Raw genomic sequence first — 18,624 nt, 5'->3', positions numbered from 1 at the left:
CTTCACCATCGATCCAGATTGGCCGGGATGAAGGAAAACACGTGAGATTCGGCATCCAGATCGTCCCGGAGGACCGTTGGCAGACGGCGCGCGTGAAGTGGCGCCGGGCCGAGCAAATGGGATTCGATCACGCGTGGACCTATGACCACCTGAACTGGCGGTCGTTCCGCGCGAAGGACTGGTTCACCCTCGTCCCGACGCTGACCGCGGCGGCCGTGGAGACCGAACGGATCGGGCTGGGCGTCCTGGTCGCCTCGCCCAACCTGCGACATCCGGTGTACCTGGCCAAGGAAGTCGCCGCCATCGAGGACATCTCCGGCGGCCGCTTCATCCTCGGTCTCGGCGCCGGTGCCGAGGGCTTCGACGCCACCATGACCCGCCGGACCGCGTGGAGCCGGCGGGAGCGGACCGAGCGGTTCGCGGAATACGTGCGGCTCACCGACTCGCTCCTGCGGCAGCCGGTCACCACCTTCGACGGCCGCTACTACGTCGCCGACGAGGTTCATTCGTACCCGCTGTGCCAGCAGCGGCCCCGTGTCCCGTTCGCCGTCGCCGCCGGCGGGGCCCGCGGCATGCGCTTGGCGGCCGAGTACGGCTCGTACTGGGTGACGACGGGCGCGCCCAACCGGGTCGAGAGCGCGCCGTACGAACAGGCGCTCCACGTCGTCCGCCGGCAGGTGGAGGCGCTCGAGAAGGCCTGCGTGGAGGTCGGCCGTGACCCGGCCACGGTGGCCCGGTTGCTGGTCTGCGGCCCGTCCGTGGGCGGTGTTCTCGAGTCGCCGGCGGCGTTCTTCGATGCAGCGGGCCGATTCGCCGAAGCCGGCATTACGGATACCGTCGTGCAGTGGCCTCGGCGCAGCGAACCCTATTCGGGAAAGGTGGAGATCTTGGAGAAAGTGGCCGAGGATCTGGATCGTCACCGGAACACGTGACCTGCGTACCAAAGTGGGAGTCGCCTAGCGTATCGGAAGAGCCCGGATTCGGCTGAGAGGGATTGCGTGATCCGATGCGAACCCACTATGTAGCGGAAACGTCACTCGATGACGTCCGCCTCTCCAAAGACCTCGAGCACAGCGATTCACTTCCGTGGTCCGAAGCGCACAGCGACTACGTTTCCCGTGGCGCCTATAGGAGCTGCATGCTCTGGACCCCGGGCGGAGCCGATGGCGACGGGGTGGTCACCAAATACGATCACCGCCAGCCCGGCGCGTTCACGGAGTACGGCAACCAGCTTCCCTATCTCCGCGAGCTGATCAGCACGGTTGTCGATCTGGACCGGCTGAACTTCGTGCGGCTCGCGAAGGTACAGAACAGCGTGGCCATGCCGCACCGGGACCTGCTCGAGCTCAGCGACATCCCGGACGACACCCGCAACGCCCACCGGGCGCACATCCCCCTCGTCACCAACGAGAACTGCTTGTTCAGCGAGGGCAACACCGTGTACCGGATGCGCCGGGGCGAGATCTGGTTCCTCGACGCCTCAGTGATCCACTCGCTGGCGGTGCTCTCCACCGAGGCGCGGATCCACCTCATGCTCGACTTCGTGAACGTGCCGTCCGAGAAACCGTTGATCACGATCCCGGGCCACAGCGCCGACGCCGGCATTCCGGAGGACCGAATGGTCAAACGACCACCGGTCACCGATGCCGACCGCGCCAGCCTATTGCGGCTCGCCGACGTCATGACAATGGAAACGGTCGACGAGATATTCAGCATCGTCATCAAAAAGCATTACCGGTACGACGGTGGCGACGACTTCGTGTGGAGCACGATGATTGACATCGCGCGCGCTTGCGAGGACACCGAAGCCCTCCGGCACATCGAGGAGCTGCGTCGCTACTTCACCATCGAACGGTCCCCCTGCACATAGCCACGCGAGCCGCCGGCTGCCCGGGAAATGCGGAACTCCTCCGAAGACAGGAGAGAACCTTGGCTCCAAGCACATCTGACGTGGCCGCGCCGGGCAAGCCCGCTGCCCGCCCGGTTCCGCTGACCGGGGCGATCGACCACGTGGGCATCCAGACGATGGACCTGGAGAACGCCGTCCTCTGGTACCGGGAGTTTCTCGGCTGCACGGTCTCCTGGGACATGCGAGGCGGCTTCTCCGACCTGAGCCGGCAGCGGCTCCCCGGCCTGACCCGCGTGGTCGAGGTGGCCGTGGGCGACATCCGCCTGCACCTGTTCACCCGCGACCGCGGTACGCACGGGCCGCCGGCCGGCGAGGTGAACCAGTTCCAGCACCTGTGCATCCGGGTCGACACGCCGGAACAGCTGCGACTGTGGCGCGGCCGGTATCGGGAGCTGTACGAATCGGGCCGCTTCACCTTCGCTCGCGCCGAGCCGGCCACCGAGATCGACATCGACGGTCAGGGCATGCAGAGCTTCTACGCGTACGATGTGAACGGCCTGGAGCTCGAATTCACCCACCTTCCGGATACCTCCGAGGGAACGGATGCCGCCGATGCATCCGCTTGAGGTACCGGCCGTCACCACCACCCTCCCGTCCGGCGCGGAATGGGAGTTCGGCGGTCATCCCTACGGGCTTGAGCCGCTGGCCCTGCCCTCCCGATGGGTACCCCGAACAGTGCCCGTGGACCCGATGCGGATCGAGGAACTGCGGAAACGGCTGGTGCACGCGTCACCCGCGTCGGTCCACGACCTCCGTCCGGACAGTGCCGAGGACATCGACCGTCTGTTCTGGTTCCGGTGGATCACCGCCCACCAGACCACCTTCCTGCTGTGGCAGCTGCTCGGGGCCATCCTGCGGGAGAGCGAGGCCGCGCGGGTCGAACACGAGGAGCTCGCCACGCAGGCGCGATTGCTGGTGCGCGGCTATTCGCTGATGCTGATGTACGGAAGTTCCGCCCCCCGGCACATCTACGGACCGGTCATCCGGATGCCGATGGCCCGCCAGCACGTCAATCTCACCGGCGCCTGGGCCCGCGACTATCCACCGGTCCGGCCGCTGATCCGGGGCAAGGTGACGATCGGCTCCGGCACCGTGGCGGAAGCCCTGCGCCACGAGTGCGAACTCAACGAGCAGGTTCACGAGGGGATCGCGGACAAGGTCCTGTCCTCGGGCGAGGTGTCCTTGCTGCGGAGTCCCAAGCCGAAGGGCCGGCAGCAGATCCCCCGGGACACCTTGATGTGGCTGTACGACGGCATCTTCCTGACCAGCCGGGCAACCGTGTCCCAGCTCGCTGTCGGCAGCCAGCTGGTCCGCCGACTGCACGCCATCTTTCTCGACCTCACCGCGAACGGCCTGTACCCCTCCTTCGCGCCGAGCGCGCATGAGGAACCGCCCCGCCTGCGGACCCCGGAGGTGATGCGGCGCAAGGCGGGACTGACGGACTGCGTCCTGGAGATCCTGAGCTTCGTCAGCGCGCCGGCCACCCAGGCCCACCCATCGAGAACGCTCCGGACCAGCTCCACGATGCGAAAGTTGAGGACTACATGACCGCCGCGACAACCCATCTGCCCAAGGAAGAAGCGCGATACTGTGCGGATACCTTCAACGGTGCCGTGGCCGCAGCCGCTCTCAGTGCGGCCTGGGACATCGGCTTGTTGGACGAGCTGGCCGACCGGGAGGCTGTCGACGTACCCGAGTTCACCGCCCGCACCCGCACCCACCCGGAGGCGGTTCGCCGGATCCTTGTCGCGCTGTCCAGCCGCAGGATCGTGGTCGTCGACGCCGGGCCGGACCTGGCCCGGCGCGGACCGGGATTCGACGAGGCGTTCCGTACCAGGGGCTTCTTCTACTGGCTGACCAGGGGCTGTGGTGAGCTCTTCACCGATCTCACCACCCTGGTTCGCACCGATGAACGCGCCGACCGCCAGATGCGCCGCGATTCGCGGGCGATCAGCGTGGCCTGCCGGAGCATCGCCCGCAACTTCTTCGACCCGCCGCTGCGGGATCTACTCGACGGTATCGACTACACGACCGTCGCCGATCTCGGCTGTGGCAGCGGCGACCGGATCATCATGTTGGCCGAGCGGCGACCCGCGATCCGGGCCATCGGGGTCGATATCGCCCCGGGGGCGTTGGCGGTCGCGGGAGAGGCGGTCCGCGATGCGAACCTGACGGACCGGATCACGCTGCTTCGGGATGATGTGCTGAACATGTCGCCGAGGCCGGAGTACGCCGACGCCGAACTGGTCACCTGCTTCCTCATGGGGCACGACTTCTGGCCACGGGACAACTGCGTGAAGACACTGCAGAAGCTCCGAGAGACCTTCCCCAACGGACGAAACCTCCTCCTCGGCGACACCTGTCGGTCCGTCGGCGTGGAAGGCCCGGACCTGCCGATGTTCACGCTCGGCTTCGAGACCGTGCACGCGATCATGGACCAGTACCTGCCCACGCTCGACGAGTGGTACTCGGTGCTCGATGAGAGCGGCTGGCGTCTCGCTGATCAGCGGCTCATCGAACTTCCCGCGTTCAGCTTCATCTTCCACCTGACCCCAGCCTGATCCGTCTTCGACGCGGCCGGCGCGGCCGCACCCGGAGGAACACCCCATGGACGCCCCTTCCGCAAGCGCCGCGGTCGCGGCCGCCGCCCCGGCCGCCCGAATGGATCTTCCGCTGTTCCGCGAGATTCCCGGACATCACGCACCCACACCGTTCTACCTGACCGACGACATGTACGGCGGGCTGTGCTTGGAGCTGGCCGGCGGCGAGCTCAGCGACAAGGTGGGAAAGCCGGTGGCCGATCCGCATACCCACGAGTGTCCCGAGATCTATCTGCTGCTGTCCCCGAATCCGGGCGGTGGCGTGATCGAGGTGGTCGCCGACGGACGCCACCACACGCTGACCTCGCCGGCGACATTCTTCATCCCGGCCGGCACGGTGCACCACTTCGTCACCCGCAAGGCCGAACCGGGCACGTATTGCCTTGGCCTGCTGCTCACCGGGTCAACCCAACGATGACCGTCCTGCGACCCCAGCTCACCGGTACCTTCGGCGCCGTGGCCTCGACGCACTGGTCAGCGTCCGCCGTCGGCATGGGCATCCTCGACCGGGGTGGCAACGCCTTCGACGCGGCGGCGGCCGCCGGCTTCGCCCTCCAGGTGGTCGAGCCGCACTCGAACGGGCCCGGCGGCGACGTCGTGATCTCGGTCTACCCGCGCTCGGCCGGCACGGTGCGCATCATCTGCGGACAGGGCCCGATGCCGCAGGCGACGACCATCGAGCGGTTCGGGGCGCTCGGCATCGAGCAGATGCCCGCGGCGGGCCTGCTCCCCGCGACCGTGCCGGGCGCGTTCGGCGCCTGGATGCGCCTGCTCGCCGAGTTCGGCACGATGCCACTGGCCACCGTCCTGGAACCGGCGATCGGGTACGCCTCCGGCGGCTACCCGCTGCTGCCCGCCGCCGCGGCGACGGTCGCGGCGATGGCTCCGCTGTTCCGGACGGAGTGGACCGCGTCCGCGCGCACCTACCTGCCCGACGACGCGGTACCGGCGGCCGGCGCCCGGATGCGCAACGCCGCGCTGGCCGACACCTACGAGCGGCTGCTGCGCGAGGCGCGGGCCGCGTCGACCGACCGGGAGGCCCAGCTCGAGGCGGCCCGGGCGGCCTTCTACGAGGGCTTCGTCGCCGACGCGATCGACGGCTTCGCGCGTACCACCGAGGTGCTCGACTCCACCGGCGGCCGGCACCGTGGCCTGCTCACCGGCGACGACCTGGCGGCCTGGCGGCCTGCCGTCGAGGAACCGTGCGCGCTGCCGTACGGCGACTTCACCGTCTACAAGCCGGGGCCGTGGTCGCAGGGCCCGGTCTTCCTCCAGCAGCTGGCGATCCTGTCCGGCTGCGACCTGCGCGGCATGGGGCTCGGCTCCGTCGACTACGTCCACACCCTCGCGGAGGCGGCTAAGCTCGCGTTCGCCGACCGCGAGGCCTGGTACGGGGACCCGGCGCACACACCGGTGCCGATGGCCGAGCTCCTGGCGCCGGAGTACACCGCGCGGCGGCGCTCGGCCATCGGCGACCGTGCGGCCCTCGACCCCCAGCCCGGCCGGGTCGGCCCCGGCCAGCCCTGGATCCCGCAGGCCAAACCGGAGCAGCCGGGCGCCGACGAGCCGGACTGGATGACCCAGCTGCGCAGCGGCATACCCACCGTGACCGCCGGGGCGCCGCAGGCCGGCGCCGGGAACACCTGCACCGTCGCGGTCGCGGACCGGTGGGGAAACCTGGCCGTGGCCGTGCCCAGCGGCGGCTGGCTCAAGAGCTCACCGGTGATCCCCGATCTCGGCTTCCCGCTCGGCACCCGCGGCCAGACCGCCTGGCTCGTCGACGGCCACCCGAACTCGCTGGCGCCCGGCCGGCGTCCGCGCACGACGCTGAGCCCCAGTATCGTGCTGCGCGACGGCGAGCCGTTCCTGGCGTTCGGCACGCCGGGCGGTGACCAGCAGGACCAGTGGACGCTCCAGGTGTTCCTCGCGATCGCGGAGTTCGGGATGGAACCGCAGGCCGCGACCGAGCTCCCCGCCGTCAACATCGACCACTTCGCGCAGTCGTTCGCGCCGCGCGCCTCCCGGCCGGGCGTGCTGGTCGCGGAACGCTCGCTCGGACCCGACGTGCTCGCCGGCCTGGAGCGGAAGGGCCACCGGCTCGACGTGGTGCCGGCGTCCACCCTCGGCAAGGTCTGCGCCGCCGGTGTCGACCCGGATACCGGCTTCCTTCGGGCCGCGACCGGCCCGCGCGGCCGCCAGGCCTACGGAGTGTGCCGGTAGCCATGTTCGTACCGAGCCACTACCGGATCAAGGACGAGGACTGGCACCGCCGGATCATCGACGGCCACCCCCTCGCGACGCTCACCACGAACGGGACGACCGCTCCCCTGGCCACCCGCCTGCCGGCCCTGGTCGCGCCGGGTGAACCCGAGTCCGGCCCGCTGGCCGGCACCGAGATCCTCGGCCACCTCAACCGCGCCAACCCGCACTGGAAGGCGCTCACGGACGGCACGTACGCCCGGCTGATGTTCGACGGGCCGGGCGGCTTCGTCACCCCGGCCGTCTACCCCGGCGACCCGTCCGCGCCGACGTGGAACTTCGCGGCTGTGCACGTCTGCGGCCGCCTACGGTTGATCCGCGGGCGGGAGGAGACACTCGAGGTCGTCCGGTGGACGGCCGCTCGCCTGGAGGATCGCTTCGGCGCGGGCTGGGACCAGACCTCCTCGGTCGACTACTTCCGCCGGATCGTGCACGGAGTCGGTGCCTTCCGACTGACGATCGAGTCGGCGGAGGCGCTGTTCAAACTCAGCCAGGAGCAGCCGGCGGACGTGCAGGAGTCGGTGATCCGCCGCTACGAGGCGGATCCCAGCGGCGCCGGCTGGCCGATCGCCCGGCTGATGCGGGAGGCCGGGATGGGCGGCTCCGCCGGATCGCCGGACGACACCGTGTCCGCCTGCCCCTTCTGACCGGGCAGAGCGGATGCCAGGCGCAGGAATCCGGTGGTGGGAAGCGGCGGGCCAGCCGACGGAACCGGCTGACCCACTCCAGGCAGCGTTCGATGGGATGTGGTTCGCTGTGGCAGACGACCAGAATCTGGCGGCCGGGAGTAGCAGCAGCATTGCGGCTGGAAGTCGCCCGACCGGTCAGCGCTCCTGCTCGGTGGGCGCTTTCACTCGGTTCGGGTATCGGCCTCGAGCACGGTGAGGTCGCGCACCGCGTACCGGTGATGCTCGGCCTCTTCCCTGAGCACGACGCTGAGGCAACGGCGCACGACGTAGTCCTTGTCCGGATACGAATCGGCCGGCTTGCGACCACACACCCGATTCAACTCAGCCTCGGTGAGCTCGTCGACAACCCGACGCACCGCGGCCATGCGAGCAAGCCGCGGCACGAGCACCTCCTCCAGCGTCGGGACCACATCAAGAGTGAGCCCGAGAAGCTTCGCCGATGCCTCAGCCGGCATCCCGCCACCAGGAAGCCCCAACGGATGATACGGCGCATCCTCCTCCAGCACAGCGTTACCGATCCAAGCATCACCAGCCATCAGCAGATGCCGCTGCGTCTCAACAAACGACCACTCACCATCGACCCGCTCATGCAGCTTCACCTCCGGTAAGCGCCCAGCACGGTCGATCGTCTCCCCCCACTGCCTCTCGATCGCATCCCAAGCAACCCGGAATTCAGCGGCAGACGTGGCCTCACGGGCCAGCACCCGGTTCGGATGCAACCGATCCAGCTCAGCCTCAACATAGGCGGTCACATCAACGTCATTGACAACAACACGCTCAAAACCGCCACCAAGGGAAACCTCACCCCCATAGCAGTCCACGATCTTCAAACCGGTGACGTCACAATCACGAACCTCCAGGCCGGAGAGGTCGCACAGATGGATGCGGGCACCACGGAACTGGTCACCTTGGGTGTACTCAGCAGTCATCTGGACAGCCTCCCGTATCCGTCCCGCACCGATGCAGACGCCCGTTTCAGTGACTAGACCCGTCCGTCCGCGCCGCCTACGGTTGGCGCGACTGGCGTGTCAGTAGCCTCCATCGGCAGCGGCCGCCCCGCATTCCTCGTTCCAGGCATGTCCGGCTGGCAGGTACCTCATTGAATGAAGGGGTCAAGGTGGCGGAAAGCACGAGCGACCCGGCGATCCGAGGGCTGACGGCCGAACAGGTGGAGTCCTTCAACGAGAACGGGTTCCTCGGGCCGTTCGACCTCTATGCCGAGGACGAGGCTCCGCTGGTCTGGAGCCAAGCCATGATCGATATGGTCACGTCCGAGAACAAGCCGCACGACTCGACCATCATCAACTACGACCGCCATCTCGACTGTGAAGCGCTGTCCCGGCATATCGCCCACCCGGCGATCGTCCACAAGCTTCGCAGCCTCATGGATAACGACATCATGTGCTGGAAGACGCACATCTTCGAGAAAGAGCCCGGCGACTCGGGAACGGGCTGGCACCAGGTCGAGGCATTCACTGTGTACAACGAGTCGGAAACCCGCTCGTATCCCTCGCTGCGCTACACCGAGGAGTCCACGGCCGCCACGCGGGAGCTGTTCGTCTGGACGGCCTTCTCCGAGACGGACAAGGCGCACGGCTGCCTGCGCTTCCTGCCCGGCAGCCACAAGCAGTCCTACAACGTGGAGAACAAGTCCCACAACGGCTACGACTACGCGGAGCTCAAGCTCGACAAGGACTGGGATCCGAACAGTCACGAGATCGTCGACATGGAGTTGAAGCCCGGCCAGTTCGTCATCTTCCTGGACAAGTGCGTCCACGGCTCGCACCCGAACGTCAGTGCCGACAAGCGCGTCGGGTTGGTGTCCCGCTACATCCCGCCGTCCGTGCGGGTCTACGAGCACATCAACCGTCTCAGCGGGTTCGGCGACGCGATCGACCTCGACTACCACGGATGCGTCATGGTGTCCGGCGAAGACAAGTACGGGCATAACCGGATGTACCGGGAGAACCTCAACGGCTTCCCCTTCCCGAAGGTCGAGTCCGATGGCCACTGACGACTACCGGCAGAGGTTCGCCGAGATCCTCGCGCGACCCAACCCATGGGCGGCATCAGCTCGCTCAACATGATCATCGTGCTGATGAATGAACAGCACGCCGGCATCGCCGATGAGGCTCATCCGCGGAAGTCGTGCGCCACCAGCTCGGCGGTCAGCTCGGCCGCGGATAGACCGTCCGTGGTCCGGGCGTATCCGGTGCGGGGCTTACGTCCCCGGCGCAAGTCGGCGGCGAACTCGATGACTGCCTCGGCCAGGACGAAGGTCAGCGGGGCGCCGTGTCGCTCGGCCTCCAGGGTGGCCAGGTCCTCGCGTGGAGCGGCCAACGCGTCCGGGCGCGCTCAGATTTCCTCGTAGCCCATCCGCCGGGCGATCGCGGCGCTGATCGCCGCCGCCAGTTGGTCGGCGTGCTCCTGGTCGAAGAGGCTCAGGTGGTTTCCCTTGATCTCGGCGGTCGTCACCTCGGCGGCGACGGCGGACCAGCCGCGGTCGCCGTCCAGGTAGCCCGCCGGGAACGGCGGCGCGTCGGCGGGCAGCGGGTCGCTCGCGCGCAGGAGGTCCACCTCGGCCGGGTAGTACTCCGGCCGGTAGTCGAGGAACGCCGCGCGGTTGCGTTCGACGGTCTCGGCCAGCTCGGCCTGCGTCGCCGGGGTGGCGTCGGCCCCCTCCAGGCGCAGCACGTCCAGCGCCAGGACCGAAGCCCGGACCCGGGCCGCGTCCGCCGCCGCGGACATGAACGCGGGCGGCGCCCAGGTGTCCAGCAGGAGGGTCGCGGCGACCCGCTCGTTGCGATGCAGCCAGCGGCGGGCCATCTCCAGCGCCACGGCGCCGCCCATCGACCAGCCGGCGACCACGACCGGGGCGACGCCGCGCACCGCGTCGACCTCTTCCACGTAGCGGGCCGCGATCTCCTCGATCGACGCCGGCGGAACCTCCGGCGGCGACTGAAGCGCGTACACCGCGAACTCCCGCCCGAGCCGCTTGGCCACCTGGTAGAACGGCAGCACCGAACCGCTCGCGGCGTGCACGAAGACCACCAGCGGCGCGCCCGGGTGCTCGACCAGGCTCACCAGCGGGTCCACGCCCCCTGCAGGTCGCATCGCGCCCAGCGTCGCCGCCAGCGCGCGGACCGTCGGGCCGGTGAACACGTCCAGGACGCTCGGCTTCAGCCCGAACTCGCTCGCGCAATCCTCGATCAGCTTGAAGACCAGCAGCGAGTGGCCACCCATGGTGAAGAAGCTCTCGGTGACCGAGACCGAGTCCCGGCGCAGGACCCGGCAGAAAATCCCGGCCAGCCGCGCCTCCAGCTCGGTCTCGGGTGCGTCGGTGCGGTCAGCTTCCGTGTCGCGGTCCCGGAGGTCGAGCAGCGCGGCCACGTCGATCTCGCCGCTGCCCCTCCGGGGGATCTCCTCCACTACCGTGACGGTTGCCGGCATCAGGTACTCCGGCAGCCGCGCGGCGGCGCCGTCGACGAGCCTTCTCCCGGACAGCTCACGTTCCCCGTCCGGCACCACGAAGGCGGCGAGGCCGCCGTCCGGCGCCGCGGTCACGACGGCGCGCCGCACGCCGTCCTGCTCGGCGAAGGCCGCCTCGATCTCGGCCGGCTCGACGCGCAGGCCGTGGATCCGGACCTGCCGGTCGATCGGGCCAAGATGCTCCAGCACGCCGTCCTCCCGGTGCCGGCAGAGCTCGCCGGTGCGGAACATGCGGGCGCCGGGGGCAGCGAACGGGTCAGCCACGAACCGGTGCGCGGTCAGCGCCGGCCGCCGGTGGTATCCGCGAGCGAGGCCGATCTCGCAGCCGACGTAGAGCTCACCGACCACGCCGATCGGCACCGGCGCCAGCGCCTCGTCCAGTACGTAGAGGGCACGGTGGCCGGCTGGCCGGCCTTGGTCGGTGACCCGCCCGGTCTCGGCCGGCCCGTAGCCGGCGACGAGGTCGCCCGGGAACCCGGCCACGTCCGGCACCATCGACGGCACGACCGACAGCGTCGTGACGCCGTACGCCTCCGCATGGTCCGCCAGCCGCCGCGGGTCCTGGTGCACCGCTGGCGGCGCCAAGGCGACCGTCGCGCCCTGCGACAGCGGCCAGAAGCAGTCCTCGGGCGTCGCCAGGAGCGCTACGTCGCCGGCACCGAGGGGATGGTCGTGCTGAAGTTGCGCCAACTCGGCCAGCGCCCCCTCGACCGGGTAGGCGATCGCGGCCGGCCGGTCGGTGGCGTGCGCCGCGTAGCGCAGGCACAGCAGGTCGTACCCAGTTGCCTCGACCGGCAGGTCGTCGGCGGGCACCCCGGCCCACCGGCCGGACTCCGCAAACGAGTGCACCTGCCACGGTCCTGCCGGCACGCGGCCCGCCGTCGACCCGTCAACGATCACCGCTGCCGGGGCGGCACCGTCCAGCATCGCCCCGAGCCGGCCCTCCTCCGGATCGAGCGTTACGTACGGGGCGCCGGCCTTGGCCGCGGCTAGTAGCGCGACCGTCTGGTCAACCCCGGGGGAAAGGCACAGCGCCACGACGTTTCCCGGACCGACCCCGGTGTCGCGCAGGAACCACGCCAGCCGGTTGGCCCGGGCGTTCAACTCGGCGTAGCTGAACCGGCCCTCGGCACCGCGCACCGCGATCGCGTCCGGGGCGCGCCGGACCTGCTCCTCGAACGGCTGCGCCAGCGTGCGGTACGCGATGTCCGGCCGGACGTCCCGGTTGAGCCCGTGCAGCACGCGCTCCCGCTCTGCCTGCGACAGCAGCGGCAGCTCGAACGCTCGCGCGTCCGGCCGCTCGGCGGCCGCGGCCAGCAGATGCTCGAGGACACCTGCGGATCGGAGCGCGGTGCCCCGGTCGAACAGGTCGGCCGAGTACAACATGATGCCGCCGAGCGCGTCGCCGTCCGGGTGCAGGATCAGAGCCAGGTCGACCGGCATGGAGTTCGTATTCAGCGCCACACTCTTCTCGGCCGCCCAGCCCGAGCCGCCGACCGGGTGCTGCAGCGTGATGATGGTCTGGAACACCTGGTGCACCCCAGACAGCCGGGGCAACCCCAGTTCGGCCACCACCCGGGCGTACGGTACGGCCTGATGGTCGTGGGCCTCCAGGAAGGCCTCGTGCACCCGGCGGACGACCTCGCGGAACGTCGGGTCGCCGGACAAGTTGGTGCGCAGCGGCACCGACCTCACGAAGCAGCCCACCATCGACTCGGCGACCTCATGGTCCCGGCCGGCCAGCGGGACGCCGACGAGGATTTCCCGCTGCCCCGCCATCCGGGCCAGGAACAGCTTGTACGCGGCCAGGACGACAACGAACAGGGTGACCCCGTCGTCCGCCGCCAGCCGCTGCAGCCGAGTCAGCAACGAACCGGGAATCGTGACCGGCACGGTGGATGCGGCCCGGCTGGCTCGGGCCGGCCGGGGATGGTCTCTCGGCAGGTCCAGCACCGGCAGGTGACCGGTCAGATTGTGGGTCCAGTAGGCCAGGTCGCGCTGGACCGTCGCCTCGTCGGTGTTCTCGCGTTCCCAGGCCGCGTAATCGAGAAAGCCAACCGGCGGGGGCGGGTCGAGTGTCCGGCCGGCCAGCAACGCGCCCAGCTCCCGGACGACCTGCTCCCGGGAGATTCCGTCGGCGACCAGGTGGTGGAAGTTGGTCGCCAGCATGGTGCGCTCGCCGGGCAACGCGAATCCGATGATCGTGAAGAAGCACGGCTCGTCGAGCGGGATCGGACTCTCGGCGGCCCGGCTGCTGATCTCGGTGGCGCGCGCCGCCGCCTCGTCCGCCGGCAGGTGCCGCAGGTCGTGCCAGGTCACCGGCGGCTCGATCGGGCCGCAGTCCTGCTGCATCGGGACACCGTCGCGCTCGAACATCCGCACTCGCAGGATGTCGTGCCGGGCCATCAGCTCCGCCGTGGCAGCGCGCAGTGTCGAATGGTCCAGCGCCCGCTCCATGACCTGCAGGTCCGGAATGCTGTACTCGCTGCTGTCCGGGTACTGCCGGCAGGAGAACCAGATCCCCGCCTGCGGCGGGTTGAGCGGAACGGCGGTCCCCGGCGGCACCGGGGTGATGCGCGGCACTTCGGCCGCGGTGGCCCGCTCGCGCAGCAACTTCATGAGCAGCCGCTGTTTGTTCGCGTCCAACGTGGTCATCGGCTTACCCCTCACCGGTCGCCGAGCCGCTCGGCGACGTCGTCGTCGGACATCGTGGCCACCTCGGCGGCCAGCGCCGTCTCCAGGTTCCCGGCCACGCCCGCGATCGTCGGTGCGTCGAAGAACTGCCGGACGGTGAGCGATACCCCGAACCGGGTCTTGATCCGGTGCAGCATCTGCAGGGCCGACAGGGAGGTGCCGCCGACGGAGAAGAAGCTCTGGTTGCGACCGACCTGGTTGACCTGCAGCAGGTCGCGCCACACCTCGGCGACGTCCGCCTCGATCAGCGAGGTGACCTCCGAGACACCGGTCCGGGCCTCCCGGTCCCGGATGGTGGGAACAGGCAGTGCCTGCCGGTCCACCTTGCCGGACGGGGTCAGCGGCAGGGCATCCAGCTTCACGTACACCGCCGGCAGCAGATACTGGGACAAGTACCCGGCCAGGTACTCGGCAACCTCGGGGATGAAGGCGTCCGGCCCGACCAGATAGGCCACGATCTCCTTGACGCCGGGCTCGTCCTCCCGGACCGCCACCACCGCCCGCTCGACCGCCGGGTGGCTGTCCAGCACCGCCTCGATCTCGCCGGGCTCCACCCGCACGCCCCTGACCTTGGCCTGGTTGTCCGCCCGGCCGGCGTAGTGCAGCAGGCCGTCGTCGTCCAGGCTGGCGAGGTCGCCGGTACGGTACAGCCGCTCCCCCGGCACCACCGGGCAGGGATGCGGCAGGAACCGTTGCGCCGTCAGCTCCGGCTGTCCGAGGTAGCCGCGGGCCAGGCCGTCCACGCCGGCGACGTACAGCTCGCCGACCACGCCCGGCGGTATCGGCCGGAGCGCTTCGTCCAACACGTACAGCCGGTAGCCGTTGACCGCCCGGCCCATCGGGACGCCACCGCCGGCCGGCCAGGCGCGCCCGGTCCAGAGCGCGACCTCCGAGGTCTCCGTCTGGCCGTACGCGTTGTGCAGGTCGAGATCGAAGTGGGCGGCGAACCGCTCCAGAAGCGCCGCCGGCACCGCCTCACCGGAGGTCTGCACGCAGCCGAGGTCCGGGTACTTGGTGGCCGGAACGGTGGCCAGGTACATGTCCAGCATCGACGGTACGAAGTGGGCCAGCACCGTGCCCGGCTCGGCGAGCAGCTCGGCCAGGTACGGCACGTCCGTCTCCGAGCCCGCCTCGGCCAACTCGACTGTGGCGCCGGCGGCGAGCGTCGCGAAGATCTCCCAGATCGCGACGTCGAAGATCAACGGCGTCTTGTGCACGACTCGTCGGCCGGGCTCGAGCTCGTACCGCCGGGCGATCCACTCCACCCGGGACGCCGCGCAGCCGTGGTCGATGACGACGCCCTTGGGCCGGCCCGTGGACCCCGACGTGTAGTAGACGAAGGCCGTGTTCCGCGGGTGGATCCGACGGTGACTCCGGTCCGGCGCGGCCGCCTCGACGATCGGCGCGGCCGCCTCGACGATCGGCAGGCCCTCCAGCCCGGCCGGCGGTGGCCCCGCGGCGATCACCGCCGCCATCTCGCAGTCGGCGGCTATCCAGCGCAGGCGCTCGACCGGGTAGCCGGCATCCAGCGGTACGAAGCCGGCACCCGCGCGGAGTACCCCGAGAAGCGCCGCGATCGACTCCACCGAGCGCGGGACGCACACCCCGACCAGGGACTCCGGCCCGATGTGGGGTGAGTTGCGCAGCGCGGTCGCCACCGCCTCGGCGCGGGCGTCCAGGTCGGCGTAGCTGACCGAGCTCGTCCACCCCTGCACGGCCACCGCGTCCGGGGCCTGGGCCAGCGCGGCATGGAAACCATCGTGCAGCAGCGTCCCGGCGGCGCCGCGGTCCTCGTGGCCGGCGTTGATCGCGGCCAGCTGCGCGGTGGCCGAGGCGGCCGGCATTAGCGGCAGCTCGGCCAGTTGGGCCGACGGGTCCGCCAGTGCCGATTCGAGGAGCGTCAGCAAGGCTTCCTGCCAGCGGCCGGCGGCTGGGCGGTCAAACCGGCGGGTGGCGTACTCCACCTCGCCGGCCAGCGTCCCGTCGTCCAGCCGCAGCGTGCAGGTCAGCGCGACCTTGGCGGTACCGGAGTGGATCGGCTGCTCGGTGATCTGAAGGCCGTCGATCTCGCCACCGCCGTCCATCGGGGTGGACTCGAAGACGAACATGGTCTGGAAGACGGGGTTGTCGGCCCCGCCGGGGGAAAGACCGCCGACCATCTCCGCGAACGGCAGGTCCTGCCGGGACAGCGCCTCGGCCAGCGCCGCGTCGGTGCGCTCCACCAGGTCCCGGAAGCGCATGCCGGGGGTGAATCGCATCCGCAGCGGCACGGTGTTGACCAGGTAGCCGATCAGGTCCTCGGTGCCGGGCCGGACCCGGCCGGCCATCGGGACCCCGACCACCACGTCGTCGGCACCGCCGGTCATCCGGTGCAGCGTGCCGAGGAAGCCGGCCAGCAGCACGCCGAACGGAGTAGATCCATAAGCGCGGGCCACCCGCTCCACCGCGGCCAGGCCGACGCCGGCGAGGTCGAGCGGTATCGAGAACCCGGCCTGCCCCTCCGCCCCGGTCGGCCGGCCGGGTTCCAGCACCGGCACGTCGCCGTCGAGCTGCTCTACCCAGTATCGCCGCTGCCCGGCCGCCTCCTCCGAGCCCAGCCAGCGCTCCTGCCAGGCCACGTAGTCGGCGAACCGCACGGACGGCGCCGGCAGCGGGCGGGCCTGGTACAGCGCGGCGAACTCTCGCCAGAACACTCCCAGCGACCATGCGTCAAAGACGCTGTGGTGCACATCGAGCAACCACAGGTGCTGCTCGTCGTCGACCCGGTAGCAGCAGGACCGCACCAGCGGTCCGGCGGACAGGTCGAACGGCCGGGCCGCCTCGGCCTCGGCCAGGCGCGCCGCAGCCGCCCGGTCGGCGACGGATCTCACCTCGGTACGGACCGGCTCTGGCGGCTGGAGCCGGGACCAGACGCGGCCGTCCCGTTCCGCGAGGGTGGTCCGCAACGCCTCGTGCCGCTCCACCAGCGCGGTGAGCGCGGCATCCATCCGCTCGATGTGCAGCGGTCCGGAAATCCAGTATCCGAGGGGTACGGCGTAGGTCGCGACGCCCTGCTGCAGCCGGTCCAGGTACCACAGCGCGGCCTGGCCGCGCGAGGCCGGCCGCCATTCGTCGTGCTCGCCGGACGCCGCGACCACTCCGCCGCCGGCGTCTCGCCGGCTGGTCCCCTTGACCAGCGCGGCGAGGGCGGTCACGGTCGGGGCGGAGCGCAGCTCGTTGAACGATAGAGCCACATCGGTGGCCCGTGCGATGCCGCTGAGCAGTTGCAGACCACGCAGGGAGTCGCCGCCGGCCGCGAAGAAGTCCTCGTCGGCGCCGGCCGGCCGGCCCAGCACGTCGGCGACGAGTCGCGCGACGACGCCTTCCACACCGGAGGACGTGGCCGCGCCGGCCAGGGCGGGGGTGGCGGGTGGTGGTGGCGGCAGCTCGGACGGCAGCACCTTTCTGTTCAGCGGGGACCGCGGGATCCGGTCCAGCCAGATGATGGTCCGCGGGAGCATGACGGCGGGCAGCCGGTCGGCCAGTTCGGCGCGGAGCGCTGCGTCCGCGGCCGGCGTGTGCTCCCCCTCGGCGTAGGCGATCAGCTGGGCGCCGGAAACCGGGTCGTCGGCCGCGACCACGACGGCGTCGCGTACGCCGGCACAGGCCCGCACCGCGTTCTCCACCTGGCCGGGCTCGACCCGGAACCCGCGGATCTTGATCTGGCGGTCGGACCGGCCGAGGAACTGCAGGTTCCCGTCCGGCAGCCGGTTGGCCCGGTCACCGGTCCGGTACATCCGGGCGCCGGGCGGCCCGAACGGGTCCGGCCAGAACCGGTCGGCGGTGGTGGCCGGCGCACCCAGATAGCCGCGGGCCAGCCCGAAGCCGGCGATCCACACGTCCCCCGGTTCCCCGTCGGCCACCGGCGCCAGCTCGTCGTCGAGCAGGTGTACGGTCACCCCGGGTAGTGGTCGCCCGATCGGCACGAGTCCGACGTCGGGCAGGTTCGCCGGGTCCGGCCGGTAGGTGGTGCAGCTGATCGTGGTCTCGGTGGGCCCGTAGTCGGCGACGAAGTCCACCGGTCGCGAGCCGACAGCCTCCATCCAGACGGCGAGCCGGTCCATCCGCACCTTGTCCCCGCCGACGAACACGGTGCGCAGGCTGTCGGGCAGCGACACGGTCCCAGCGGCGAGGTCGTCCGCCCACTGGTGCCAGTAGTTGCTCGGGAGGCTCACCACGGTCGCCCCGCGGGCCACCATCACGCCGGTCAGCTCGACACTGGTCGGACGGGGCGTGTCCGGCAGCACGACCGCGGCGCCGGCCAGCCACGCCGGCAGCACCTCCTCCAGCGAGGCGTCGATGTGCATCGAGGTGAACTGCATGAACCGGTCGGACGACCGCAGGCCCAGCTCCGCCCGGATCGCAGCGGCGTGTTCGGCCAGGCTGGCATGCGAGACCCCGACGGCCTTCGGCCGGCCGGTCGAGCCGGAGGTGAAGGCGCAGTACGCGAGATTGCCGGGCCACAGCGCCGGCCGGGCCACAGCCGGGTCCGGTTCGGCCGAGCCGGCCGGTTCGGCCATGAGGTCGGCCAGGTCGGCCACCGAGAACCCGGCACCGTCGAACGTCCGCTCCGGTCCACCGCGGAGCACCAGCTCCACCTCGGCGTCGGCCAGCATCCCCGCCACCAGCTCGGCGGGCAGCGCGGCGTCCAGCGGAACGTAGACGCCACCGGCCTTCCACACCGCGAGCACCGTCACCAGCCAGCGGGCGGACTGTTCGACGGCGACCCCGACCCGGACCTCCGGCCGCACACCGCGCACAGCGAGCCGGTCGGCCAGCTCGCCGGCCCGCTCGTCGAGCTGACGGAAGCTCAGGACACCGTCTCCGGACATGATCGCAGGCGCGTCCGGGGTGCGCGCCGCTCGCGCCTCGATCAACTGATGTACGCAGAGATCGGACATCGATCGCCTACCTCCATCCGTGCCGTAGAGATGAACTGCGTTCG

At 70.4% G+C, this 18,624-nt stretch carries 12 protein-coding genes; 9 read left to right on the top strand and 3 right to left on the bottom strand.

Features of this window, described 5'->3' with window-relative positions:
* Nucleotides 1–41: 41 nt before the first annotated feature.
* From A4R43_RS02290 to A4R43_RS02255, 8 genes are all read left to right on the top strand, one after another.
* Entirely contained in the window at nt 42–932 is an 891-nt protein-coding gene (locus A4R43_RS02290) for an LLM class flavin-dependent oxidoreductase (protein ID WP_113690749.1), read from the top strand.
* A gap of 206 nt (nt 933–1,138) precedes the next feature.
* Nucleotides 1,139–1,870 (top strand): aspartyl/asparaginyl beta-hydroxylase domain-containing protein, encoded by a 732-nt coding sequence (locus A4R43_RS02285; RefSeq protein ID WP_205215216.1) that lies wholly within the window; start codon nt 1,139–1,141, stop codon nt 1,868–1,870.
* Between the two features lie 80 nt (nt 1,871–1,950).
* Nucleotides 1,951–2,475 carry a VOC family protein gene (locus A4R43_RS02280; RefSeq protein ID WP_236808722.1) on the top strand — a complete coding sequence of 175 codons (525 nt, stop codon included), beginning with the start codon at nt 1,951–1,953 and terminating at the stop codon, nt 2,473–2,475.
* Entirely contained in the window at nt 2,462–3,457 is a 996-nt protein-coding gene (locus A4R43_RS02275) for a hypothetical protein (protein ID WP_162788279.1), read from the top strand. Before A4R43_RS02280 ends, A4R43_RS02275 begins: the two co-directional genes overlap by 14 nt.
* Nucleotides 3,454–4,470, top strand: coding sequence for a class I SAM-dependent methyltransferase (locus A4R43_RS02270; RefSeq protein WP_113690746.1), 1,017 nt, complete (start codon nt 3,454–3,456; stop codon nt 4,468–4,470). Before A4R43_RS02275 ends, A4R43_RS02270 begins: the two co-directional genes overlap by 4 nt.
* Nucleotides 4,471–4,516: 46 nt before the next feature.
* Nucleotides 4,517–4,927, top strand: a complete 411-nt coding sequence (locus A4R43_RS02265) for a cupin domain-containing protein (protein ID WP_113690745.1) — start codon at nt 4,517–4,519, stop codon at nt 4,925–4,927.
* Nucleotides 4,924–6,729, top strand: coding sequence for a gamma-glutamyltransferase family protein (locus A4R43_RS02260; protein ID WP_113690744.1), 1,806 nt, complete (start codon nt 4,924–4,926; stop codon nt 6,727–6,729). Before A4R43_RS02265 ends, A4R43_RS02260 begins: the two co-directional genes overlap by 4 nt.
* Before the next feature lie 2 nt (nt 6,730–6,731).
* A complete protein-coding gene (locus tag A4R43_RS02255; RefSeq protein ID WP_113690743.1) occupies nt 6,732–7,415 on the top strand; it encodes an FMN-binding negative transcriptional regulator in 684 nt (227 codons plus the stop codon).
* Between the two features lie 203 nt (nt 7,416–7,618).
* On the opposite strand, the gene A4R43_RS02250 is transcribed toward A4R43_RS02255, so the two are convergent.
* Complete coding sequence (locus tag A4R43_RS02250) at nt 7,619–8,386, bottom strand: DinB family protein (protein ID WP_113690742.1); 768 nt, start codon at nt 8,384–8,386, stop codon at nt 7,619–7,621.
* 188 nt (nt 8,387–8,574) lie between these two features.
* Between A4R43_RS02250 and A4R43_RS02245 the strand changes: the two genes are divergently transcribed.
* Complete coding sequence (locus A4R43_RS02245; protein ID WP_162788278.1) at nt 8,575–9,471, top strand: phytanoyl-CoA dioxygenase family protein; 897 nt, start codon at nt 8,575–8,577, stop codon at nt 9,469–9,471.
* A 341-nt stretch (nt 9,472–9,812) separates the two neighbouring features.
* Here A4R43_RS02245 and A4R43_RS02235 read toward each other — a convergent pair whose 3' ends face one another.
* Together A4R43_RS02235 and A4R43_RS02230 are read right to left on the bottom strand one after the other, a co-directional pair.
* Nucleotides 9,813–13,601, bottom strand: a complete 3,789-nt coding sequence (locus tag A4R43_RS02235; RefSeq protein WP_113690739.1) for a non-ribosomal peptide synthetase — start codon at nt 13,599–13,601, stop codon at nt 9,813–9,815.
* Nucleotides 13,602–13,612: 11 nt separating this feature from the next.
* Nucleotides 13,613–18,580 (bottom strand): non-ribosomal peptide synthetase, encoded by a 4,968-nt coding sequence (locus A4R43_RS02230; RefSeq protein ID WP_162788277.1) that lies wholly within the window; start codon nt 18,578–18,580, stop codon nt 13,613–13,615.
* Nucleotides 18,581–18,624: the final 44 nt, after the last annotated feature.

Origin of the sequence: Amycolatopsis albispora (genome assembly GCF_003312875.1) — a bacterium.
Taxonomy (GTDB): Bacteria; Actinomycetota; Actinomycetes; order Mycobacteriales; family Pseudonocardiaceae; genus Amycolatopsis; species Amycolatopsis albispora.
The sequence above is the reverse complement of the archived record's forward strand: the minus strand, read 5'-3'. Positions and strand labels throughout refer to the sequence as shown.